The organism is Brevibacillus thermoruber 423, from assembly GCF_000454065.1.
GTDB classification, from domain to species: domain Bacteria; phylum Bacillota; class Bacilli; order Brevibacillales; family Brevibacillaceae; genus Brevibacillus; species Brevibacillus thermoruber.
Genome location: NZ_KE695654.1, coordinates 182313 through 206272, shown reverse-complemented (window position 1 = coordinate 206272; position 23960 = coordinate 182313). Strand labels below are relative to the sequence as shown.

General features: G+C 51.7%; 22 protein-coding genes and 1 pseudogene. 20 read left to right on the top strand and 3 right to left on the bottom strand.

Annotation, left to right across the window (positions count from 1 at the left end):
- Positions 1–75: 75 nt before the first annotated feature.
- A complete protein-coding gene (locus tag M516_RS0120480; RefSeq protein WP_029100776.1) occupies positions 76–1047 on the bottom strand; it encodes an ROK family glucokinase in 972 nt (323 codons plus the stop codon).
- A 151-nt stretch (positions 1048–1198) separates the two neighbouring features.
- Between M516_RS0120480 and M516_RS0120475 the strand changes: the two genes are divergently transcribed.
- The 16 genes and pseudogenes from M516_RS0120475 to M516_RS0120400 all read left to right on the top strand — a co-directional run bounded on the left by M516_RS0120475 (position 1199) and on the right by M516_RS0120400 (position 14967).
- On the top strand, positions 1199–2089 hold the full coding sequence (locus M516_RS0120475) for a diacylglycerol kinase (RefSeq protein ID WP_029100775.1): 891 nt from the start codon (positions 1199–1201) through the stop codon (positions 2087–2089).
- A gap of 90 nt (positions 2090–2179) precedes the next feature.
- Positions 2180–3616, top strand: a complete 1437-nt coding sequence (gene rlmD, locus M516_RS0120470; RefSeq protein ID WP_029100774.1) for a 23S rRNA (uracil(1939)-C(5))-methyltransferase RlmD — start codon at positions 2180–2182, stop codon at positions 3614–3616.
- 377 nt (positions 3617–3993) lie between these two features.
- Positions 3994–4170, top strand: a complete 177-nt coding sequence (locus M516_RS25770; protein ID WP_193747004.1) for a hotdog family protein — start codon at positions 3994–3996, stop codon at positions 4168–4170.
- Positions 4171–4272: 102 nt separating this feature from the next.
- Positions 4273–5009 (top strand): annotated as a pseudogene (locus tag M516_RS26060) (enoyl-CoA hydratase/isomerase family protein).
- Positions 5010–5174: 165 nt separating this feature from the next.
- Positions 5175–5636, top strand: a complete 462-nt coding sequence (locus M516_RS24080; RefSeq protein ID WP_029100772.1) for a GNAT family N-acetyltransferase — start codon at positions 5175–5177, stop codon at positions 5634–5636.
- A 34-nt stretch (positions 5637–5670) separates the two neighbouring features.
- Entirely contained in the window at positions 5671–5865 is a 195-nt protein-coding gene (locus tag M516_RS25300; RefSeq protein WP_152523448.1) for a hypothetical protein, read from the top strand.
- A 118-nt stretch (positions 5866–5983) separates the two neighbouring features.
- Positions 5984–6994 (top strand): LacI family DNA-binding transcriptional regulator, encoded by a 1011-nt coding sequence (locus tag M516_RS0120445; protein WP_029100771.1) that lies wholly within the window; start codon positions 5984–5986, stop codon positions 6992–6994.
- 371 nt (positions 6995–7365) lie between these two features.
- Positions 7366–8205, top strand: a complete 840-nt coding sequence (locus M516_RS0120440) for a beta-keto acid cleavage family enzyme (protein WP_029100770.1) — start codon at positions 7366–7368, stop codon at positions 8203–8205.
- 103 nt (positions 8206–8308) lie between these two features.
- Positions 8309–9331, top strand: a complete 1023-nt coding sequence (locus M516_RS0120435; RefSeq protein ID WP_029100769.1) for a ketopantoate reductase family protein — start codon at positions 8309–8311, stop codon at positions 9329–9331.
- A 66-nt stretch (positions 9332–9397) separates the two neighbouring features.
- Positions 9398–10720, top strand: a complete 1323-nt coding sequence (locus M516_RS0120430) for a gluconate:H+ symporter (RefSeq protein WP_029100768.1) — start codon at positions 9398–9400, stop codon at positions 10718–10720.
- Positions 10721–10788: 68 nt separating this feature from the next.
- Complete coding sequence (fabG, locus tag M516_RS0120425) at positions 10789–11514, top strand: 3-oxoacyl-ACP reductase FabG (protein WP_029100767.1); 726 nt, start codon at positions 10789–10791, stop codon at positions 11512–11514.
- A gap of 204 nt (positions 11515–11718) precedes the next feature.
- The gene (locus tag M516_RS0120420) at positions 11719–12312 is read left to right on the top strand and encodes a YdeI/OmpD-associated family protein (protein ID WP_029100766.1); all 594 of its coding nucleotides are present in this window, start codon (positions 11719–11721) and stop codon (positions 12310–12312) included.
- A gap of 201 nt (positions 12313–12513) precedes the next feature.
- Complete coding sequence (locus M516_RS0120415) at positions 12514–13233, top strand: CPBP family intramembrane glutamic endopeptidase (protein ID WP_029100765.1); 720 nt, start codon at positions 12514–12516, stop codon at positions 13231–13233.
- 53 nt (positions 13234–13286) lie between these two features.
- On the top strand, positions 13287–13724 hold the full coding sequence (locus M516_RS0120410; RefSeq protein ID WP_029100764.1) for a GNAT family N-acetyltransferase: 438 nt from the start codon (positions 13287–13289) through the stop codon (positions 13722–13724).
- A gap of 154 nt (positions 13725–13878) precedes the next feature.
- On the top strand, positions 13879–14253 hold the full coding sequence (locus M516_RS0120405) for an iron chaperone (protein ID WP_029100763.1): 375 nt from the start codon (positions 13879–13881) through the stop codon (positions 14251–14253).
- Positions 14254–14379: 126 nt separating this feature from the next.
- Positions 14380–14967: a restriction endonuclease gene (locus M516_RS0120400; RefSeq protein ID WP_413542000.1), complete on the top strand. Its 588-nt coding sequence runs from the start codon at positions 14380–14382 to the stop codon at positions 14965–14967.
- Positions 14968–15150: 183 nt separating this feature from the next.
- Here the strand turns inward: M516_RS0120400 and M516_RS0120395 are convergent, their stop codons facing one another.
- Entirely contained in the window at positions 15151–16890 is a 1740-nt protein-coding gene (locus tag M516_RS0120395; RefSeq protein WP_029100761.1) for an ABC transporter ATP-binding protein, read from the bottom strand.
- A gap of 172 nt (positions 16891–17062) precedes the next feature.
- On the opposite strand from M516_RS0120395, the gene M516_RS0120390 reads away from it, so the two are divergent.
- The 3 genes from M516_RS0120390 to M516_RS0120380 all read left to right on the top strand — a co-directional run bounded on the left by M516_RS0120390 (position 17063) and on the right by M516_RS0120380 (position 21867).
- Positions 17063–18439 carry an ABC transporter permease gene (locus M516_RS0120390; protein ID WP_152523457.1) on the top strand — a complete coding sequence of 459 codons (1377 nt, stop codon included), beginning with the start codon at positions 17063–17065 and terminating at the stop codon, positions 18437–18439.
- A gap of 13 nt (positions 18440–18452) precedes the next feature.
- Positions 18453–19961, top strand: a complete 1509-nt coding sequence (locus M516_RS0120385) for an ABC transporter permease (protein ID WP_035290396.1) — start codon at positions 18453–18455, stop codon at positions 19959–19961.
- A 76-nt stretch (positions 19962–20037) separates the two neighbouring features.
- Positions 20038–21867, top strand: a complete 1830-nt coding sequence (locus M516_RS0120380; RefSeq protein WP_029100758.1) for an ABC transporter substrate-binding protein — start codon at positions 20038–20040, stop codon at positions 21865–21867.
- A 71-nt stretch (positions 21868–21938) separates the two neighbouring features.
- On the opposite strand, the gene M516_RS0120375 is transcribed toward M516_RS0120380, so the two are convergent.
- The gene (locus tag M516_RS0120375; RefSeq protein ID WP_152523447.1) at positions 21939–22532 is read right to left on the bottom strand and encodes a hypothetical protein; all 594 of its coding nucleotides are present in this window, start codon (positions 22530–22532) and stop codon (positions 21939–21941) included.
- A gap of 202 nt (positions 22533–22734) precedes the next feature.
- Here M516_RS0120375 and M516_RS0120370 point away from each other — a divergent pair, with 202 nt between their 5' ends.
- A complete protein-coding gene (locus M516_RS0120370; RefSeq protein WP_029100756.1) occupies positions 22735–23928 on the top strand; it encodes a helix-turn-helix domain-containing protein in 1194 nt (397 codons plus the stop codon).
- Positions 23929–23960: the final 32 nt, after the last annotated feature.

The following is a 23960-nucleotide window of genomic DNA, read 5'->3' as shown; positions in this document are numbered from 1 at the left end:
GCCCGGCGCAGCCTCCGGTCTACGACGGTCAGCGGCGGTTTCGGTGATGGGGGTTGTGCCGCCACGGGATTTCGCCTATGCATCCAGGCGGTCGCGAATCAGCCAGCCGGCGCCGATCACGCCGGCATCGTTGCCCAGCGTGGCGGGCAGGATTTCGGTCGACTCCACCACGTAGGAAAACGGAACAAACCGGCGGAACGACTCACGCACCCGGGAAAAGAGAAACTCGCCGGCCGCCGCGACGCCGCCCCCGATGACGAACTTGGCCGGGTTGAGCGTAATCGCCAGATGGGAGAGGGCCAGTCCCAGATAGAAGGCGGCCTGGTCGGCGATCGCCAGGGCGGCGGCGTCTCCCGCCTTGGCCGCTTCCAGCACGTCCTTGGCCTTGACGTCGCCGTGGCGGGCGAGCGCTTCCGCCAAGAGCGGGCTTGTCCCCTCCTGGGCGGCTTTCCGTCCTTCGCGGATGATCGCGGTGGCGGAGGCGTACGTCTCCAGACAGCCGGTCTTGCCGCAGTTGCAGACCGGCCCCCCCTCGGGTACCATCGTGATGTGGCCGATTTCGCCGCCGACGCCATTGATGCCGTTGACCACCTTGCCGTGCAGGATCACGCCGCCGCCCACACCGGTGCCCAGCGTGATCAGGACCAGATCTTTGGCGCCCTGGCCGGCTCCCCGCCACATTTCGCCAAGCGCGGCGGTGTTGGCGTCGTTGTCGACAGCCACCGGCAGACCTGTGAGCGCCTGCAGTTTGTCCCTAAGCCGTACAGGGCGTTTCCAGTGCAGGTTGACCGCCTGATGGACGACGCCGTTGGCCGTGTCGATCGGGCCGGGAATCCCTACGCCGATGCCGGCCACCTGTTCCTTGGCGAAGCCGTGCCGGCGAAGCATGTCCATCGCCATGTCCGCCACTTTTTGCAGGACGCTGTCTTCACCGTCCGCCACGGGCGTCGGCTCCTGGGTCTTGGCGAGAATCGCGCCGTCCGTGTCGAGCAGGGCCATTTTGATCGCGGTTCCTCCTACGTCGACCCCCACGATGATTGTGTTCACAACAAGCTCCTCCTATCTCCTCCGATTGTAATCGTTTCCTATCTTATCATGTTATCATGTCGGGAACAGCATAGCGATTCCCAAAAATGGCTATACAGGATATGATGAATAGAGAGAAGCCATGAGCGAGTACAGGAAGAAGGGACATGCGTTGAAACGTGCCAGATTGATTTACAACCCCAGCTCCGGCCGGGAAATCGTGCGCCGGCGGCTGCCGGACATTCTGGAACTGCTGGAGTCCGCCGGTTACGAGACGTCGTGCTACGCGACCAAAGGGGAAGACGACGCCACCGAAGAAGCGGAACGAGCGGTCAAGCGCGGCTTTGACGTGATCATCGCCGCCGGCGGAGACGGCACCATCTACGAGGTGGTGAACGGCATGGCGGGGAAGCCCGCCCGGCCCGCTCTCGGCATCATCCCCTGCGGAACGAGCAACGATTTTGCACGCGCCCTCGGCATTCCCAAATCGATCACCCGTTCCTGCAAGATCATCGCGGCGGGAAAGCGGAAGCGGGTGGACGTCGGCCGCATCAACGACCGGTATTTTATCAACATCGCCGGCGGCGGGTCACTGACCAACCTGACCTACGAGGTGCCCAGCAAGCTGAAAACCCTGCTGGGCCAGTTGGCTTACTATGTCAAGGGACTGGAAAAGCTGCCGTCGCTGCATCCCATCCGCGTCAAACTGGAGACGCGGGACAGGGTGCTGCTCGACGAAGAGATCATGATTTTCCTGATTACCAACAGCCATTCGGTCGGCGGCTTCGACCGGCTGGCTCCCAACGCCGACCTCTCCGACGGCAAGCTGGACCTGATCGTCGTCAAAAAAGTCGGCCTGGGCGATTTTATCCGCCTGGCGACGCAGGCCGTGCGGGGGGAGCACGTGAAAGACCCCAACCTGCTGTATTTTCAAACCGACTACATCAAGGCGACATCCCCGGCAGGCGAGACGGTACAGCTCAACCTGGACGGGGAGCTGGGCGGCGTGCTCCCCTGCGTATGCGAAGCGCTGCCGGGGCATCTCGAATTGTTCGTACCGTGAGCCAGTGGGGTCATCCTCCCGCCATGACGCGGGTCAAAGGCGGCGGGGAACGACCCGTTTTTCAGTATGAAGTGAAAAGGAGCAGAAGTTGTGGCCAAGACAGCAAAGAAGCGGCGCGGACTGGCGGTCAAGCAGGAGCTTGACCTGCCGGTCCGCCTCGGACAAACCGTAGAAGTGGAGATTACCGGACTCAATCACGAAGGAGCGGGCGTCGGCCGGGTGGACGGCTACACCCTGTTCGTGCAGGGAGCGCTGGCCGGGGAGCGGGTGCGCGCACGCGTGGAGCACGTGAAAAAGAGCTACGGCTTCGCCGCGCTGCTGGACGTGATCGAAGCCAGTCCGCACCGCGACCAGCCGCCCTGTCCGGTGTTTGACCGCTGCGGCGGCTGTTCACTGCAGCACCTCGCCTACGAGGAGCAGCTTAGGCACAAGCAGCAGATCGTCAAAGACAACCTGCGCCGGATCGGCGGCTTTCCCGTGGAAGGGGAGGGCGCGGTCGTCGTCCATCCGACGATCGGGATGAGCGATCCGTGGCGCTACCGCAACAAGGCCCAGGTGCCGATCGGCGAGGAGAACGGGGCGCTGGTGGGCGGCTTTTACGCCGAGCGCTCCCACGAGATTGTCGACATGGACGAATGCCTGATCCAGCACCCGGCCAACGACGAGGCGGTCGCCGCCGTCAAGCGGATTGCCGCCCGGCTGGGCATTCCGCCGTACGACGAAGTGCGCCACACCGGCCTCCTGCGACATGTGGTGGCCAAGGTGGGAGCGCGCACTGGTGAAGTGATGGTCGTGCTGGTGACGACGGAGGATTTCATCCCGCAGCGGGAGATGCTGATCGAATCCATCCGCGCCCAGGTGCCGGGCGTGACCAGCATCGTGCAGAACGTCAACCCGGAGAAGACCAACGTCATTTTCGGCAAAAAGACAGTCACGCTCTGGGGCAGCGATGTCATCTACGACTACATCGGCCCGATCAAATTTGCCATCTCCGCCCGCTCGTTTTACCAGGTGAATCCGGTGCAGACGGAGGTACTGTACAACAAAACGCTGGAGTATGCCGGCGCCACGGGGACGGAAACGGTGATCGACGCTTACTGCGGCATCGGGACGATCTCGCTCTTTCTGGCGCAAAAATCCCGTCACGTCTACGGCGTGGAGATCGTGCCGGAGGCGATCGCCGACGCCAACCGCAACGCCGAACTGAACGGCATCGCCAACGTCACCTTTGAGACCGGCCCGGCCGAGGTGGTCATCCCCGCGTGGAAGGACCAGGGCATCCGCCCCGACGTGATCGTCGTCGACCCGCCGCGCAAAGGCTGTGACGAGGCGCTGCTGACGACCATATTGCAAATGAAGCCGCAGCGGGTGGTGTACGTCTCCTGCAACCCGTCGACGCTGGCCCGGGATTTGAAGGTGCTGGCGGAGCTGTACGAGGTGAAGGAAGTGCAGCCGGTAGATATGTTCCCGCATACGGGGCATGTGGAGAGTGTGGCATTATTGGTAAAAAGGGGAGCCGAGCATTAGGCTCCCTTTTGTGTTGGATGTTTGGAATTGTAATGGATGGTGATTAGTCCGTCCGCCGACACTTCTATACGGTCGATGAGCCTGTGCAGGACGTGCCGAAGCGTTTCTTCGTTATCGAACTGAAGGCTGATAAAACGCTGAATTTCCGCTTGGAAAGCGTGTATGTTTGTTTCTGTGTCAACTTCTTTCGAGAGAGTATCTTCTAATGCACGCTTTTGTTGCTCCAACGCATAGCGGTCAGGTAACCTCTTTCGAAAGTGTATCCATCCTTTTGCTGTTCCAATGTGATTATTCTAGCAGACTAGTCCTTAAACTATTGTCTGAATAGTCAATCTCCTGAGGATCGACCAAGACTACATCTCAGAGAAGAAATTCATATGGCAACAATCGGTTGCGTGATTGGCTTCACCGAACTGAAGGAAAAATACCTGCCCCAGCGCTACCCGCTGCTGCTTTTAGACAGGGTCACCGGCTTTGTGCCCGGCGAATGGATCGAGGCTACCAAGGCGGTAACCGGCAATTCGCCGGAACTGGTCGGACCCACGCCAGCCTGACCATCGCCAAGGCCAAGCTGGACAAATACGTAGATGTCCCCTGGTAGGGGACGCCGGGAGGTACATCCTTATGAGCAATGTTCTCTATGAAAAAAGGATGGCGTGGCCTATGTCACCCTCAACCGCCCCGAGGCGATGAATGCCATTGACGAGGCCACCAACGCAGAACTGGCGGAAGTGTGGCGGGATTTCGCCGCCGACGATGCCGTGGATGTGGCCATTCTCACCGGCAGTGGGCGGGCTTTTTGCGCCGGCGCCGATCTAAAGACCTTTATCCCCAAGTGGGAGGGGGCCAACATGCTGGATGTCCGCAAGAATATTCCCCATGGCCTCGGCGGTGGGCTGACTCGTGGGCAGCACCGTATCTACAAGCCCATCATTGCTGCGATCAACGGCTATGCCGTCGGGCCGGCCTGGAAATCGCCCTGGCCTGTGATATCCGCATCGCTTCCGAAAAGGCCAAATTCGGTGTCTTCGAGGTGCGCTATGGCCTGCACCAAGGTGATGGCGGCCTTGTCCGCCTGGTGGCGGTGGCCGGGGTCGGCGTGGCCCTTGATCTCACCCTGACAGGACGGGAGGTCTCGGCCCAGGAGGCGCTCGCGCTAAGACTGGTCACCCGCGTCGTGCCGCCGGAAGAACTGATGCAGACCGCCGAGGAGACAGCGCGCATGATACGGCGCAACAGCCGCAATGCCGTTCGTTCCGCCAAGGAGACCATCCTTGAACTGATCGGACGCCCATTGGACGACGCACTGAGGCTGGAGACGCTATACGGCTATTCGAGTCTAGGGGACTTTGCCGATGCCCGTGCAAGGCTCGCCCAGTTTGGAAAGAAATAGGCCCTGTACCAGCGAAATGGAATGATGCCATCCACGCAGTAAAGCTACATCTGGGTGCGTGATAAGATTCTTACGATACTAGATTTAAAGTTATAAATGGACGAAACAGTTTCTTAACAGCGATCATTAAACCCTGAATGAGGGTAGAAAGGGCAAGAGATCGAAATGATTCAAACAGAGAGACTGAATATTTATCCGCTTTCTGATGAAGAAATGCTTGACGTGATTCATAACGAATCAAACGAAGCGCTGAAAGCCGCTTATTCAGAAATGCTTGCCGGTTGCCTGAAGAATCCGGAGCAACGCCTTTGGCATGCGCTGTGGGTGTTGCAGCTAAACGATGAAAGCGGAAGAATTGTTGGCAGTTTGTCATTCAAAGGACTGAACGACAATGGAATGATTGAAATCGGCTACGGAATGGATCCGGAATACGAAGGTAAAGGTTTGATGACGGAAGCGGTATCCGCAGCGGTTCGCTGGGCATCGAAACAGCCAGGAGTGTTATCGATAGAAGCCGAAACAGAGCCGGACAATATTGCCTCCCAAAGAGTTCTTGAAAAAGCGGGGTTTATTCCGAGCGGAGTGATTGGAGCTGAGGGGCCAAGGTACATCTGGAAAAACGGATAACGGCAATCCGTGACGTCCGCTGGGAGGCGCGGATTTGGAGCGGATATTGCAAAGCCGTTTTGAAAGAGCGAAAGCCGAGCGAAATCCAGGGATGCTTCCTGATTTCCTCGGCTCTTTTTTCGTCTTTCAGCGCGTCCGCGCCAAACAATGCATGATTTCCGAGCATCACATGCGGCGAACCGCCCATCCCGCTGTAAATGACCGCACCGGTCTTTATAACAGGGGGTGATGGCACCAATGCTTCCGTTTGATTACATGTACTGTATTTTTTAAACCGTAATAAAATTGCAATTGTTCTACATTTCGTATACAGTAACAGTATCGAAACGTTTTCGTGGAGGTTTCACATGGCTACGATGAAGGACATTTCCAAGAGAGCGAAAGTGTCACTTTCGACCGTTTCGGCTGTCATTAATCAATCCGCATATGTGAGTCCGGAACTGACGAAAAGAGTGATGCAGGCGATTGAGGAACTGAATTATCGGCCAAATGCAGTAGCACGGAGCCTGAAAAAGAAGTCCACGAATACCATTGGCTTCATTGTGACAGATATTTTAAATCCCTTTTACCCGCCGATGATTAAAGGCATTGAAGATGTGGCATTTGACAATAACATCAATGTAATTTTATGTAATATCTCAAATGATCGAAATCGCATTCAGGCATATTTGGAGCTCATGGTCGAAAAACAGGTCGATGGCATTCTTCTGGCGAATATTGCTACAGCGAAGGATTTAAACGAAATTGAAAAAACAGGGTTAAAATATGTGTTAATCAATCGAAAACCACCCGGGTATGATAAAAATTTTGTTGGAATCAACAATCCGCTCAGTTCTGAATTAGCCGTAAATCACCTGGTTTCTCTAGGGTACAAACGAATTGCGTATTTTGGCGGCAATCTGGAAATCAACACGGCACGGGAAAGAAAAGCCGGATTTATCGCATGTATGGCTCAACATGGATTAGAGGTTGACCCCATGCTCGTGTTTGACGGGGAATACTCTATGGAATCGGGATACCGGAATGTAAAAAAGATGCTCGAACAGGTGAAAGAATTGCCCGAGGCGATCTGTGCTGTGAGCGATATTGTCGCGTTCGGGGTGATCAAGGGGCTAAGAGAAGCGGGAATTCGCGTACCCGAGGATATTGCCGTTATCGGAAATGATAACAGCTCCTTTTCGGAAAATTTCCTGGTTCCCCTATCCAGTGTCGATCACTCCACGTATGAGTTGGGGAAATTATCGATGGAATTGCTGCTGCAGATGATACAGGAAAAGAAACAGATGGTGGCGCGGCAAATTATCCTCACGCCATCCTTGGTAATCCGTGAAAGCTGCGGTGCACAAAAAAGAAAATGAAGCTGATATCTGTATTTATGAAAAACCAGTTTCCTTTCTTACTGAAAGTGAAAATGGTTTTTTCTTGTGGCTGTAGTGAAGCAGGTAAGTTGGGAATTATAAAAATTTTCGGCAAAAACAATTGATTCTATACATTTTGCTCATTATAATAAAAATACCGATTAGCGAAACGTTTCGACAGAAGAAGCAGTGGTTGCGTGTCGGTGCAGATTGTGAGAGAGGTAGTTAACATTCATGGTTTTCCGCTTTGTTCACGAACATGTGAGATGGAATCTACAGGGACTTCACGTATTTTTTGTGCTCTTTATCGAAACGTTTCGATGATCCTTTTACGATCACGCTTTCAAATAACAATACGAGGAGGAATTGCGATGGAAAAATTGATTATCACGGTTGCCCCCACAGGTTCTCAGACGACTCGTGAGCATACGCCCTACCTGCCGCTTACTCCAAAGGAAATCGCCGATTCCGTTTATGAGGCTTGGCAAGCGGGCGCATCGATCGCTCACATTCATGTGAAAGATGAAAACGGTAACAATACCTTGGATTTGGATACGTACAGGGAAGTCGTCGCTCGCATTCAGGACAAGTGCGATATCATTATCAACTTAACGACGGCTGGCGGTTTGTTTATGAACGATGAAGACAGACTGAAGGTTTGTGAATTGGAACCGGAGATGGCGACCTTTGATGCTGGTACGATGAATTTTGGCTCGCATGTCTTTTATAACACTCCACAGTTTCTGGAGCGTTTGGCGTTAAAAATGAAAGAACATCGGATAAAGCCGGAAATTGAAATATTTGAAGTCGGTATGCTGGAGAATACGTTGAGGATGGCGGAAAAAGGTCTGATTGATTTGCCCGCTCACTTTCAATTTGTCCTGGGCATACAGGGAGGAATGCGGGCTACCCCTCGAAATCTGATGTTTTTGGTTGAAAGCCTTCCCCCTGGTTCCACATGGTCAGCGATCGGGGCCAGCAAAGATCAATTGACGATCAATACCATGAGCATTCTATTGGGAGGGCATGTCCGCGTGGGCATGGAGGACAGTGTTTATTTTCGAAAAGGGGAATTAGCAAAGACGAATGCGCAATTTGTGGAACGAATCGTCCAATTATCAAACATGCTGGGGAGAGACGTTGCAACGCCCAATGAAGCGAGAGAGATTTTGGGTTTGAAGAAATCCAAAGGGGCAGCAAAACATCCATAAGCCACGGAACATTTTTTTGATGACGATGCGTACATGAAAAAATGTAAGCGATTTCACATTAGACCAATCAAGAGAATCGGCGAGTGAACGAGGAGGAAAACAGATGAGAATGGCAATTATGGGTGCGGGTTCGTTGGGTACGATCATCGGAGGGCTCATTACAAAAGGGGGACAAGAGATAGAGTTAATCGATATTAACAAGGAGCATGTGGCCGCACTCAACGAATCAGGGGCAAAAATTACGGGCTTTTTGGACCTGTGTGTACCCGTAAAAGCGATTGTGCCGAGCGAAATGACAGGTACGTACGATCTGGTTTTTCTGCTGACCAAGCAGGTTTATAACAAAACGACGCTGGAACAACTACTCCCCCATCTGTCTGAGGACAGCATCGTGTGTACGCTGCAAAATGGTGTGCCTGAGGATTATGTCTCGTCCGTGATCGGACGCGAAAGAACCATTGGAGGCGTGGTCGGGTTCGGGGCTACATGGTTGGGCCCAGGGATTTCAGAACTGGCAACGGAAGTGCATACGATGCAAAACTATGCGTTTGACATTGGAGAACTGGATGGAACGATAACGCCTCGCATCCAGGAAGTAAAGAAGGTGCTGGATCTCGTTGGACATTGTCATATTTCTTCAAACATTCAGGGAATCAAGTGGGCAAAACTCTTGATGAATGCCACATTTAGCGGAATGTCGGCGGCATTGGGCTGCCGTTTCGGTGACATTTTGAGGAATGAGGCAGCGATGTTTCATTTGGCCCATATAGCCGATGAAACGATCAAGGTGGCACATGCGCACGGCATTCGCTTGGAGCCGATGCAGGGAAAAGACATGGAATTCCTTGAGCTCCGGGATCACGATGACGTACCTAATAAAATGAGCTTTTACCAGGAAGTATGGGGACCGCACAGCAATACAAAAGCCAGCATGCTGCAAGATTTGGAGAAACAGAGACCGACAGAAATTGATTATATCAACGGCTTCGTCAGCAAAAAAGGAAGGGAGGCAGGGCTGCAAACGCCGTACAACGATTTGGTCGTTCACTTGGTGAAAGAAGCGGAGAAAAAGGGCAGACCTCCGAAATTCGAAGACAATATTGTCTATTTTGGTTCGCGTCTATAGGAAAGCGGGAAAAGCCCCCGATGTTGAAATCACAGTATCCTCCAAAATGGAAGGGAGTGTATAGGTATGCCGCTTGTCGCATTGTTTTTAGGGATTGTCCTGTTGTTTCTGCTCGTCATTGTATGCAAGTTTAACGCGTTTTTATCGCTCATGTTATCCGCAATCTTCGTCGGACTTTTCCTGGGAATGGAGCCGTTAGCGATTGTGAAATCCATTGAAGCGGGACTTGGCGGTACGCTGGGGCATCTGGCGATTATTATTGGGTTGGGAGCGGTTTTTGGAAAAATCATCTCGGAAGGTGGCGGAGCGAACCGAATTGCTTCTACCTTGATTGACATTTTCGGGGAAAAACGAGTGGATTGGGCGATTTGTATCGCATCATTTGTGTTGGGGGTAATCTTGTTTTATGAAGTAAGCTATATTTTGCTTATTCCCATCGTGTATACAATCGCCAATGAAGCAAAAGTAAAATTGATGAAAGTGGGCATGCCCTTTTTGGCTGCAATCTCCATTACCCACGTCTTCTTGCCGCCGCATCCGGGACCAACCGCAATTTCAGCTGCGTTAGGGGCGAATTTGGGTGTTGTGCTGGGATACGGATTTTTGTTGGCCATTCCGGCTACCGTGATTTTCGGTCCGTTGATTGCGAAGCTGTATCGGAATTGGGAGATCAACATCCCCAATCACTTGGTCACCAAGAAAGAATTTAACATGGATGAGGTCCCATCCTTTGCAACGTCAGTATTCACAACGTTGTTACCCGTTATCTTGATTTTGATCGGGGTCATTGCAGAGTTCGCATTTCCGAAAACGTCGATCATCAATCAAACATTAACCTTTATCGGGAATGCGGATATCGCACTGCTTGTTTCCCTTCTCGTCGCCGTTTTCGTGTTTGGTCTGCGTAAAAAGAGAAAGACGATGGTTGAAATCATGAAAATTGCAGAAGGAGCACTGATCTCCATGGGAGGGATCATTTTCATCCTCGGTGGAGGCGGCGCATTCAAGCAAGTAATCCTTGACAGCGGCATGGCAAAATACATTGCCGATTTCACTAGCGGTTGGGATATCTCTCCCTTTATCTTGGCATGGTTGATTGCTCTGATCATTCGATTGGCTGTAGGTTCTGCCACCGTAACGGTGTTAACGACAGCAGGAATTATGCTGCCCATCGTCCAGGAAACCGGCGTGAGTCCTGAATTAATGGTACTGGCCATCGGAAGCGCTTCCATTGCCTGGGCTCCGCCGAGCGATGTCTCGTTCTGGATGACAAAGGAGTATTTTAATTTGACGATTGGTCAAACCATCAAATCTGTATGTTTCATGTATACCCTTGTAGCGATTTACGGCATACTTGGCGTATTGGCATTGGACATGTTGTTCGGATAATTTTGACAAATAGAGATTGATTGCAACTCATATAGATGGATTCGAAAATGTGATGAGGAGTGTCGCGCATGAAACTGGCGGGGAAAGTTGTCATCATTACGGGAGGAGCAGGGGGAATAGGCAAAGAAGCGAGTGTATGTTTCGCAAACGAAGGGGCACATGTTGTTGTCGTTGATTGCGATCCGCAGCAGGTGGAAAAAGTGGCAAACGAGGTGAATGGCCTCGGACTGGCCGTTGACGTATCCAGACGCGATCAAGTGGACTGGATGGTCAGTGAAGTAATCAACCGATATGGAAAAATTGATGTCTTGATCAATAATGCCGGAATCACCATGGACGCTACGCTTGTAAAGATGACGCAGGAACAGTGGGATCGCGTGATCTCCATTAACCAAACCGGTGTCTTTCATTGTACACAAGCGGTAGTACCTCATATGATCAGGGAAGGCGCTGGCAGAATCATTAATACAAGCAGCATTGTGGGGAGAATGGGGAATTTCGGTCAAACGAATTATGCCGCATCGAAAGCGGCGGTGATTGCCATGACACAAACGTGGGCAAAAGAGCTTGGCAGGAAGGGAATTCTTGTGAACGCTGTGGCTCCCGGCTTTATCGTGACCCCGATGACAGAGAAAATGCCGGAATCTATACTTCAAGGCATGAAGGAGAAAATCGCTCTCCGACGGCTGGGACAACCAAGGGATGTCGTGAATGTGTATGTATTCCTGGCAAGCGATGAGGCCAGCTATATCAATGGCGCTGTAATTCCTGTCGATGGCGGACTTTCCATTTAGATAAAAAATCTATGAGAGGATTGAGCTTTGCATGGGGCGAAGCTCAATCCTTTTCGTGTTTGGCTGGATTTGCCCCGGGGTCCCGGGGTGCCTGGTTGTTCGAAAATTATCACATTTCCGACTGACAAATAACGTGTCAGACTGACGGAAAGGATGAAACTAACGGGCAGAAGTGATCAAAACATTGAAGAAGGGGTGTTCTTCATGGCTAGCAGTAGAATGAATCCGAAAGTTGATGAATTTATCAGGAAAGCAACAAAATGGAAGGCAGAATATGAGACGTTGCGCAATATCGTTCTTGACTGTGGGCTGACCGAAGAATTTAAGTGGATGCATCCTTGTTACACGTATGAGAAGAAAAACGTAGTTCTCATACATGGATTTAAAGAATATTGTGCGCTGCTGTTTCACAAAGGGGCCTTGCTGCAGGATGCCCACGGGATTCTCATCCGACAAACGGAACATGTACAGGCGGCGCGTCAGATTCGCTTCACCAACGTGGAAGAAATCATCGAGATGGAACCCATCTTGAAAGCCTATATTCATGAAGCGATTGAAGTGGAAAAAGCCGGTTTGAAAGTGGATGGCAGCAAGAAGGCAGAACTCACCATTCCTGAAGAACTGCAAAAGAAATTTGCTGAAATGCCTGCCTTGAAAACTGCCTTTGAAGCATTGACGCCGGGACGGCAAAGAGCATACATTCTTTATTTTTCTAAACCCAAACAATCCAAAACGCGTGAGTCACGGATTGAAAAATATGTGCAGCATATTCTCAACGGAAAGGGATTGCATGATTAGGCCATAAACGAACGGGCGCGTATGTAACGCAGGCTCCCAGTCTGGAATTGCTTTATGGAGGTAATATATGACAAAATGGGCGTAAGCGACTTCAATGGCTGCTGCAACTCACCTCACCTGAGGATATGGCATGTAATCAAATCTTGTTGCGGGGGCATGTGAAGGAACGCCACGCGATGAGATTGTTGGGAGATGTTAACGATGAAAAACGTAATCGCTGTATTCATTTTAGGATTGGTGGCAGGTGCGGTGATAGGCGCATATCAAGTCATGTCGTTAACGCCTGAAATGGAAAGGGAAATTGTCGCCAAACTGGGGTCAAAAAACGTCATGATCATCGTGGCGATGCTGCAAACAGCAGTATTGGCGGGGATTGCCACGATGGCAGGTTTGTGGGCTTCGCCAAAAGTAGGTTTGAACAAACCTTTTATGTATAACAGAAAAAGCATTGCCGCGGCAGTAGCCATCGGACTCTTGTCTGCCTGCTTGATCGCCATTCCGGAAAAGCTTGTATTTGCCGAAGCGTTGGGACTGGATGAGAAATTTGCATTCTCCTGGCTTTATTTTCTTGGCAGTGTATTATACGGAGGCATCATTGAAGAAATACTGCTGCGGTTCGGACTAATGACGCTCATTATATGGATTGCCAGCAAAATGACGAGATCTGCGAATAGCAACGGAATTTACATAGCGGGTATTGTCGTCGCCGCGCTCCTGTTTGCGGCTGGACATCTTCCGGCGACTGCACAAATGCTTGGTGTAAGCCCGCTGTCTGTCACCCGTACGTTGCTGCTCAACTTTTTGCCGGGGATTGGATACGGCTATTTATATTGGAAGCATGGATTAGCATATGCGATGCTCGGACATATCTCTACGCACGTCATCAATCAAGTGATCCTGCTCCCTCTCTTGTTCAAGTAAATCGGAAAGAACAGATCGTGCAAATTTTTCGGAATTTTGGAGGGGAAGCAACGATGGCCGATCTTATTTTTCACGACATCCACATTGAACACATTCCGATTGTAAACAGCTGGTACCGCGATGCTGACAGCTTTCATGTTGAAAAACTGACAGAGGAATTTATCCATTATGTCGCTTCAAATTCTGACTATGACTGTTGGCTGATCGCAAGCCAGAACGAGTTTATCGGTAAAATCGATGTGGAAAGAGAAAAGGACAAGGCATACATATCCATCATCATAAACCCTGATTACAGGCGCAAAGGGTATGGAAAAAAAGCACTGCAGCAAATCATAGATACATACGCTAATACGGGAATCAAACAAATCATCGGCGGTATTTTCCACACGAACGAAGCAAGCAAACGACTATTTTTGTCCGTCGGATTTATTCCTCTGTCCAACGAGCCTGACGAAGATGGTTTTATTGACGTTGTGTATGCCTATAACTGAAAAAGGCGGCGTACAGCAGGCAAATGGCATCGCTGCCTGGTGGTCGACGTTTATAATGTTTTCGGCTGGACATAACGTGTGAGACTGACGGCAATCATAACGCTAACAGGCAAGTTGGAGTACGTTGCACGACATGATGATGGGAGGCAGCCGCATGGAAGTTTTTGCAACGTATTTGGCAGGCATTGATAACCCCGACCACCGTGAGCGGACAAAGGAAGTGTTGGCGTGGGTTGCCAATACATTCCCCAATTTGGAACCGCATATCAAGTGGAATACGCCCATGTTTACCGACCACGGCACATTTATCATTGCCTTTTCCACAGCGAAGCAGCATTTAAGCGTTTCACCAGAAGAAGCGGGCATTGCGCGGTTTGCCGATGAGATTGCACAGGCTGGCTACAGCGCTACCAAGGGATTGTTTCGAATCCCGTGGAATAAGCCGGTCCATTACGATCTGCTTGCGAAAATCATTGAATTTAACATTCGGGATAAAGCAGACTGTTCAACGTTTTGGCGGAAGTCTTAGAGATGAGATAGCACGTAATAAGGACATTCAAGGAATTGATTGTCGAAAAAACGAGCAATTAGCAGGAGTTTCGGAGGAAGCATGTTTTATTCCATCTTAGCCATCATTGTGATTGTTTTTATGATTATGTTTATTGCCGGTTCCAAAATATTTGGCTCAAAGAAGTTTCCTATCCCTGTGCAAAAAGATTTTGACCCGTTAAAAATCGATATAAAAGATATTGACAAGATGACAGATGGTCATGAATTCGAGCTGTACCTCTACCGCCTTTTTGTTGCTTTGGGGTATACGGGAGTCTATAAGACGGTAGGAAGCGGAGATTTTGGCGCTGACCTTGTTTTCACGGATCGTTCCGGAGTACGAAACGTGATTCAGGCTAAACGCCAAGATATCAACAATCCAGTTGGAATCGCTGCTGTCCAACAGGTCTATTCCTCAATGAGATATTACAAAGCCAAAAAGTCTATTGTGATTGCGTCAACCAGTTTCACAACTTCATGTGAAACGTTAGCTGGCATCAATCACGTAAAATTGTTAGATCGTCAGGATTTAATCGCAATTATTCATGCGTTCAAGCAAGGCGATTTGGAGAAAGCCAAGGACATCATAGAAGCGGAACCAAGAATTATTTTGGAATCTTGGTCAGATTATAAGAATGCGAATCTAGAAATGAAAAAAGATATCAAGGCTGAAAAGCTGATAAAAAGCTTATGAAGTGCCTCATTCTAAAGAGAGATATTGATTCGCAGATTTGCAAAAATATGTATGGCAATATACAGCGTGTAGACTCGTACTCGTTGTCTACACGCTGAATGCCTTTCATGCAGGGAATTTTCACACTTGATCATGTCTGCCGTGTTTTCCGTACAGCCCCCTGCTGCCGCGCTCACGCGGAAATCACTTGGTGGGAAGGGCCACCCAATGTCCTTTGGACACTTCGACAAGCTCGGAATGCTCCAGATTATACTTGTCTCCTTCATCCTGCTCGTCCATGAGCACTCTTTTCTTTTTCGACTCAATCCGCGGATCGGGAACCGGAATGGCCGCCAATAATGTCTTCGTATAGTCGTGCAGTGGATTGGCATACAGCTCTTCGCTTTCGGCCAGCTCGACAATTTTCCCCATGTACATAACGGCTACGCGGTCGCTGATATGCTTGACCATCGAGAGATCATGCGCGATGAACAGGTACGTCAGACCGAGACGGTGCTGAAGCTCCTCCAGCAGCTTGACGACCTGCGCCTGAATCGAGACGTCGAGAGCGGAGAGAGGCTCGTCGCACACAATGAATTGAGGATTGACCGCAAGCGCACGGGCGATTCCGATTCGCTGGCGCTGTCCTCCTGAGAACTCGTGCGGATAACGCATGGCAAAAGAGGGATCAAGCCCGACCATGTCCAGCAATTCCTCGACCCGCTTCTGCCGTTCCAGCTTGCTCCCCGCCAGTTTTTGCACATCAAGCGCTTCTCCAATAATATCCAGAACTCGCAGCCGGGGATTCAGCGACGCGTACGGGTCCTGAAAGATCATTTGCATGTAACGGCGCATGATCTTCATTTCCTTCGCGGACAGCCGGTTAATCGACATCCCATCGTACAGCACTTCTCCGCCGGTCGGCTCGTGCAAACGTAAAATCGTGCGTCCCGTCGTCGATTTGCCGCAGCCGGATTCGCCCACGACGCCCAGTGTTTCCCCCCGGTTAATGTGAAAGCTGACGCCGTTGACCGCTTTCAGGATATTCCCTTTTCCCAGGTCGAAATATTTTTTGAGCGACCTGACTTCGATGAACGGCCGGTCGTTGTCCGACCTGGTCAAAACGAGCGGGGCGGGTTTCGCTTTCTTTTTCTCATCCAAACGCGGAAGCGCGTGTAACAATTTCAACGTATACGGATGACGGGGAGTGGCAAAAATCTCTTCCGTCGTTCCCGTCTCGACAATTTCTCCGTCCTTCATGACGACAACGCGGTCACACATGCCGGCCACGACGCCAAGGTCATGCGTGATCAGCAGAATGGACGTACCAAACCGCTGCTGCATGGTTTTCATCAGATTCAGAATCTGGGCCTGGATGGTGACATCAAGTGCCGTCGTCGGTTCATCCGCAATCAGCAGGGCGGGACGGCAGGCCAGTGCCATGGCAATCATCACCCGCTGCCGCATGCCGCCGGAAAACTCGTGCGGGTACTGATGGTAACGGGCTTCGCTGTTTCGGATGCCGACCAGTTTCAGCATGTCCATGGCCTGCGTTTCCGCCTCTTTTTTCGACAAATGCTGATGCTTGATCAAGCTCTCCGCTATTTGCGTTCCGATTGTCATGGTGGGGTTCAGGGACGTCATCGGGTCTTGAAAAATCATGCCGATGTCCCGTCCCCGAATGTGTTCCATTTCCTTTTCCGTTTTGTGCACCAGGTTTTCGCCCAGGAAAACAATTTCACCTTCTTTGATAAAGGAAGGGGGAGAAGGGAGCAGCCGCATAATGGAGCGGGCAGTCACGCTCTTGCCGCTTCCCGATTCGCCTACAATGCCCAACGTCTCTCCCTTGTGAATCTCGAAACTTACGCCGCGCACGGCCTGAACTTCCTCGCCGCGGGATTGAAAGGATACGGACAACTCTTTTACTTGCAAAATGGGCTCCATCTTTTCTCTCACCTGCTATTGACTATGAACAAATGCTACCATAAAATATACTAAACATATCGGGATTATGCAATTTTGGGAATCAGGGGGCTGGAAGGTTGTGGGGACAGAAGCAACCAGAACGTTTGAGGCAACGAATCTGACGGCCATCATCAGCGCAACCTACCGCAAAATGTTCGCAGATCCTCCGTACCGTTATCTGCTCCTGCTGTTGGGGGCTCCCGTTCATCTTGCGGTATGGCTCGTGCATGTATACAAGCGAAAAACGGACCCCTACTCGTCCGAATTGGCCAACACCACACGCGAACTGATGGCGTCCGGTTACAAGGATGAACTGCGCGCGGAGATTATGGAGCAGCTGCTGCGAAAGCACCGTTTCTTCGGACAGCAAGTCAGTCAGCGGGAACTGAACAGACAAGTGGAAACGATAACGGAAGCACAGTTTCGGGCGGCGATCAAGGAGCGAACCGAGCAGAAGCTGCAGCAGGGCCAGCAGAAGAGAGTGAGCTTTGTCGACACGTTCACGTCACTCATTGAGCATCCGGTATTTTTGCTGGCATCGTTTCTTCCGGGCTTGCTCATGTATGTGCTGCTGTTTCTCTATCGCAATCCGTACCTGAAATACGTTGTGGAGAGACTGGTCATGAGCGTGTTCGTCATTCTGGGCGTGGCCGTCATCGTCTTTACGATTTTGTATCTGTCGCCGTTTGATCCAGCCGCCAACATCCTGGGGGAAACGGCTACGGCCGAGCAGATTGCCGCGTTCAATAGCATGTACGGCTTGGATCAGCCTTATCTCGTTCAGCTATGGCACAACATCAAAGGCATTTTCACGTTTGATCTGGGCAAATCGTTTGCCGGCAACGAAGAGATTACGTCGACCATCGCCAGAAAGTTCCCGATCACGCTTGCGCTGACGGTCTTTTCGCTGCTGCTGGCCATGGCGATCGCCCTGCCGATGGGGATCATTTCCGCCGTGAAGCGTAATACGTTCTTTGACTATACGTTTATGTTTGTCGCCTTGATCGGCTTGTCGATTCCAAACTTTTGGCAGGGACTTGTGTTCATTTTGACGTTCTCGATCAAGCTCCACTGGCTGCCGGCAAGCTACAATCCGCAAAACTGGCTGTCCATCATCATGCCGGTAGTTGTGCTGGGAACGGGGTTAACGGCCGCCGTAGCCAGAATGACGCGATCCGCCACGCTGGAGGTTATGCATGAAGATTATATCCTGACCGCCAGAGCGAAAGGCCTGGGCCAACGACAGGTGCTGCTGAAGCATGCCGTGCGAAATGCGATCATCCCGATCATCACCGTCATTGGCCTGCAGTTCGGCGGTATGCTGGGCGGCTCATCTGTGACGGAAAAAGTGTTCAATATCAGCGGAATCGGCAGCTATATTGTAGACAAGCAATTCATCCCCGATATTCCCGGCATCATGGGCGGTGTCGTGTATACGGCGATCACCATTTCGCTGGTCAACATGGTTGTCGACATGTTATACGCCTTTTTCGATCCCAGAATCCGGTCCAAGTTGAAACAAAACTGAAACGGGTGCAATCATGAGTACGACGTATGCTGTCAAACAAGAAAACCAGTTCAAGCTGAAAGCCTCCCAGGAATACAGTCAGGCCAGTTTTGCCTGGATTCTGTCGCTGACCCTGACGGTGATCCTGCTGCTGAACAGCTATGACTTCACCAACCATACCGTTCATCCTTATGGTTTCGCCGCATCTGCGGCCTACGCTGTTTTTACCGTTTTGCAGGTCATCATCACGGCCATGATCAAAAAAGACATCCTGGCTCACGGTGCCATTCAAAACGCGACGAGAGCGTTTGGCTATGTGCAATTGCTCAGTATTCTGACGGGAAATCTGTTTGTGGTCACATCTGCCTTTACCTTGATAAAAAAACAGAAAACACCCGCCTACACCTTTGCCGTGTACATGGTGCTTACCGGGCTGTTTGTGATAGCCGTATCGGCATTGAATCTGTTCAAACCGTATGTCGCCAATACGTTCCTGGCTGCCATGTTCGTTCTGCTGGCGATCGCTCTTTTTCATCTGGTCGCGTTCCTGCTCGTCTCGAAATATGTGAGGGGACCTCATGTTCCTTCCTGGTTGAAATATCTGGCCTATCCGCTCATCCTGACTGCGGCAACCGGCAATCTGTTTGCGCTGCTGCTGGGACTGAACCTTCTCGCCGGCATTCGTCAACACGGCAGTCCGGCTGCGGCAAAATGGGAAGACGTGTGGGAACGGCTCACCCGACATACCACATCGATGTTGGGGTTGTTCTTTATCATTTTTCTGTTTTCCCTGTCCGTCTGCAGCTACTTTACGTTCAGCTACGGAGTCGCCATCAACAACAATTACGGGGCGATCCTTCAATCCCCCAGCCTGGCTTATCCGTTCGGTACGGATAATTTCGGCAGATGCCTGTTTTCACGAATCGTGTTTGGCGCCCGGATCTCGTTGATGGTCGGGGTCGTCTCCACGGCAATCCCGCTGGTTGTCGGAGGCATTCTCGGCGCGATTTCCGGCTATTACGGCCGGCACACTGACAACCTCATCATGCGGTTTCTTGACATGTTGTACGCCATTCCGGGCATACTGCTCGCCATTGCGATTATCGCCGCGTTCGGCGCGAACACGGTCAACCTGATTGTGGCGCTCAGCGCAGGGGCGATCCCCACCTATGCCCGAACCATGAGGGCCAATGTCCTGCAAGTCTCTACCCATGAGTTTGTAGAAGCCGCGCGGGCGCTCGGCGCCGGGAACTTGTCCATTATCTTCAAGCACATCGTTCCCAACGCGCTCGCCCCGATGATCGTCAAATCGACGTTAACGATCGGCAGCGCCGTCATTTCCACGAGCAGCCTGAGCTTCTTGGGACTCGGCGTAGAGCCGCATATTCCGGAGTGGGGAAACATTCTGAAGCTGGGAAGCACGTACCTGGAATCCCACCCGTACCTGGCTGTTTATCCGGGGCTGGCCATCATGCTGCTGGTCTTGTCCTTTAATTTTCTGGGAGACGGGCTGCGGGACGCGCTCGATCCCAAGACGGACTAGGAATATCTCCCTTTCGTTATCCGTCCCACGCGGATTATCCATACAATCAAAACGATCATGTCCAGGAGGAGAGAACATGAAAAAACGTTCATTATTCGGCCTGGGGCTCGCTTTCATGCTCACCATGAGCGCCTGCAGCGTGCAGACAGAGAATGACGCCGCGGGGAACAGCACGAACCCCTCCGCCAACACGACAGGCAATCAGTCCGGCATCACGATTGAATTGCTCGCACAGAGCACGAGCGAATCCGACATCAACATCATCCGGGACCAGCTCGCCAAAAACGGCTTTACCGTCAAGCTGAACATTCAACCGGACTACGGCAGCTTCAAGGCTCAACAAGATGCCGGCAATTTTGACATTGCCCTGTCGAGCTGGACGACCGTCACCGGCAACCCCGATTATGCGGTGCGTTCCCTGTTCAAAACCGGCGGCGACTACAGCATCCTGTCCGATCCGGAGATCGACAAGCTGATTGATGAAGCCGCGACGCAAACGCCCGAACAATTTATCGAGACCTACAAAAAATTCGAGCAGCGCCTTGTCACCGACAAAGCCTATATCGTACCGCTGTACAATTCGTTGAAGAGCCAGGCGTTCAACAAGGAAGTCGTCGACGAGAAATCGATCCGGCTGTCCAAGTCCCGTTCCCTGCCGTGGGAAGAACTTGATTTTGTCGACAAGTCCAAGCGCGACAGCACGCCTCTGGTTCTGCAGCAAGCGTCTTCCACGTTGACGTCGCTTGACCCGATCAAAGGAAACGACGGGTCCATCAACATGATCAACACCAATATGTACGTTCGCCTGGTCAACCTGACCGATGACGACGTGATTACGTCCAAAGGCTCGCTGTCGCTCAACCACAGCATCGCCGAGGGGAATTCGGAATACTACTTCATTCTTCGTGACGACATCCGTTTTGCCAAAGTGGAGAACAAGGTGGCCGTTGATTCGGGCGAGCGCGTAGGCGCGGAAGACGTTGTCTTCTCCCTGCTGCGGGCGAAAGACAAAAATTCCGTGCCGGATCATCGCACGTACACGCTGCATGAGCATATCAAAAACGTCGAGATCGTAACCGACTTGAAAGCGCTGGAAGCCGTGAAGACAGCCGGCGGCAGCGAAACCGTAAAGGAAGCGCTGGAAAAGGGATTGAAGACGAAGATTTCCGCGCTGGTGGCCGACAAAAATCAGGCCGACAACAAGGCAGGCAAATATCAGGTGGTCAAACTGACGACGACCGAACCGTTCCCGCAAGTCCTGAACTACCTGGCGCACCAATCGGCAGGGATCGTGTCCAAGAAGCAGGTCGAAAAAATCAATACGTATGACGTCGCGACGTTCGACAAAAACAAGGATATCCCGTACGGGGATCAAAACACGGTAACCGAAGGCGACAAGTACAACAACACGCTGTATGCAAGCGGTCCGTATATTCTGGCTTACAAAAACGACTATGAGGCCGTCTTCTACAAAAACCCCGGCTACATGAAGGGAACCGAACATGAGCCGAGAATCTCGAAAATCATCGTCCGCTTCATCAAGGATGCAGACAGCGCGCTTTCCGCGCTGCGCAGCGGTGAGATTCACGTGTACTACAGCGTTCCGGAAACGAAGTACGACATTGTAAAAGGCGACAGCAAGCTGAAGCTGCAAACCATCCCGAGCAACGGCGTGACGTATCTGCTGTTCAACACCAAAAATCGGGAAGTCGCCAAGAGCGAGGACCTGAGAAAGGCTGTGCTTTACTCGATCAACCAGGACGAAATCCTGCAGTTCTACAACAACAATAAGATCAAAGCGTTCTCGACCCTCAGCCCGCTCGTGAAAACCGGCAATGAGCTGAAAGCAGATCCGGCAAAGGTGCAGGAATTCCTGAACAAGTATAGAGAAGGCGCAAAAAAATAACGCGGCTGCGAACGAACCAACCCCCATGCGACGGAATGTCGTACGGGGGTTGTTTTTGTGGAGGAGACAACTTATTCGGCTGGTTTTATGCTTAACAACTTGGGCGTTTCCGGCAGGTACCGGATGACATATGCCTGGCCTACGGTAATATCATCAAAACCGTTGCCCTCATGATTTTCATAGAACGTCCGTCCATCGGAAAAGGTATACTCGTACCCATCTTCGCCATGGTTGTTTTCATAGATGGTAAAATGGGTGATCACGACGCGTTCTTCCACGATATGTCCGGTTACGTAGTGTTTGACATCCATCATATTTTTCGACAGGTCTTTAGTCAGGAACGCTCCCAATCCTACAAAGAACACAAACAACGGGATGGAATACAAGATGGTTTTCTTTGGATCGTAGGCTGTTCGGGTAATCAGTTTGTAGGCGGCGAATCCCGCAAATCCGATGCCAAGCAATATGGAGAAAAGGCCAAACAGATTGCTCAAAATTACGGTGTGAATCACAAACTTGGCAAACTGACCGGATTCCCCGGCGTCTTCCAATGAAATCCACAAGTAAGCCAGGAGAAGGGAAAAACACCAGAAGAGTATGTGCACACCTGCCCTTGCCCATTTGTTCTTTTTGGCTCGTTTGTTCCTTGCGCTTCGCTTCTTCATGGTCCTGACTGCACCGTCCCCATACGCAGTATGTGTGTTTGGGCAGCAACTTCCTTGCATCCATACACAATTGTACGTACTAGATACAGAAAAGTCTCATAATGTAACTCACACGAGAAATGATACGATCGGCGGCTGCGGGTACGGTTCACGGATCATGCCCAAGCCGCAACCGCGCAGTCCGGAGCGAGCAGGGAGCGAAATGAAGCAAGACCCTGCACAGGCGACGTTTTCTCATCTGCTGTTGTCGGGGACGCTGGTGCACGAAGGCAGTTTTCAGGAGATGCAGGAATCGTTCGGCATCTGGGTGCATCCGCAGGTCGTGATGGTGGTCTCGATCGACCGTTATACCGATCTGGTGATCGGCAAGCCGTTCCATTGGCGCATGGAGATCGGCCATCAGGTGGTGGAAGGCGTGTGCGAGGCGGTCACCGAACCGTTTGTCTGGGTGTGGGTGGCCGAGGGCGTTCTCGCGGTCCTGGTGGAACTGGCGCTGGAATCCCCGCAGGAGCCGGGATTCCGGCAGGTCACCGGCCGGATCGCCCGGCAGATTCAGCAGCGGTGCAAGAAGCGAGGGGTGAACGTATCGATCGGGATCGGCGGCTTTTACGACAACCCCTACATGCTGCACTTTTCCTACGAAGAGGCGAAAGAGTCCATGGTGGACCGGTTTTTTCAAGGCAACGCGCTCATTTTTCACTATGAAAAGAAACAGGGACAGGAAGGCGGCTGGCACTCGCCGCTCGCGTCGGCAGAGCGGGCGGAACTGGTCGCCCGCCTTCGGATCGGCGATGAAGAGGGAACCGTCGCGTCTCTGCGGGCGCTGCTCGACAAAATGGCGCAGACGTACCGCCATGACGTGAACATGTTCAAATCGGAAGCGGTCGAACTGGTGATTACGATGTCCCGTCAGGTGCTGGATTCGGGGGCCAATGCGGCCCTCATCCTGTCGGAAAACGCCAGGTTCATTCAGGATCTGTACGTGACCATCCGGTACGACAAGTTCGTGCAGAAGGTATGCCAATACGCCCGCCGCTTGGCAGCGTACATGGAGCCGAACGACCTGACCGCAGTTTCGCCGGTCATTCGCAAGGCCGTTCAATACCTGAAAGAAAACCTTCACCGGAAGATCACGCTGGAAGAAATAGCACAATATTGCTGCGTCAGTGTGTATCACTTGAGCCGCCTGTTCAAGCGGGAGACAGGCATGAGCCCGATCGACTTTCTCAACAGGAAGCGGGTGGAAAAAGCGATGTACTACCTGAAGTCGACGGACTGCACGGTCCAGGAGATCGCGTCTTTTGTCGGCTTTCAGGACGCCAACTACTTTACCCGGACGTTTAAAAAGTACGCGAAGTGTTCCCCCACCGCCTACCGCCGAGCAAAATTGTGCTAACAGTTGACAATATCGCCTAGTGGAGAGGCCCA